At 51.0% G+C, this 525-nt stretch carries 1 protein-coding gene; it reads right to left on the bottom strand.

The window, feature by feature from the left end:
* On the bottom strand, nucleotides 1-525 hold a 525-nt coding region (locus ACOTZP_RS23865; RefSeq protein WP_239508445.1), incomplete at both ends, for an EF-Tu/IF-2/RF-3 family GTPase.

Genomic DNA, 525 nt, shown 5'->3' with positions numbered 1-525 from the left:
TCCATCGCGATTGGGTGGATCAGAGTCACAACCATCTTGATGTTGTCGCCTGGCATTACCATCTCTACGCCTTCTGGCAGTTCGATGGTACCGGTCACGTCAGTTGTACGGAAGTAGAACTGTGGACGGTAGCCTTTGAAGAACGGAGTATGACGGCCGCCTTCGTCTTTGGACAGAATGTACACTTCAGATTCGAACTTGGTGTGTGGCTTGATTGAGCCTGGCTTCGCCAGAACCTGACCACGTTCGATTTCTTCACGTTTGATACCACGCAGCAGAACACCAACGTTCTCACCAGCACGGCCTTCGTCCAGCAGTTTGCGGAACATTTCAACGCCAGTACAGGTAGACTTCGCAGTCTCTTTGATACCAACGATTTCAACTTCTTCACCAACTTTGATGATACCGCGCTCTACACGACCGGTAACAACGGTACCACGACCGGAGATGGAGAATACGTCTTCGATTGGCAGCAGGAATGGCTTGTCAATCGCACGCTCTGGTTCTGGGATGTAAGAATCCAGG

Origin of the sequence: Enterobacter cloacae complex sp. SYL001 (assembly GCF_049237025.1) — a bacterium.
Classification (GTDB): Bacteria; Pseudomonadota; Gammaproteobacteria; order Enterobacterales; family Enterobacteriaceae; genus Enterobacter; species Enterobacter intestinihominis.
This window is presented reverse-complemented; position numbering and strand designations above follow the sequence as displayed.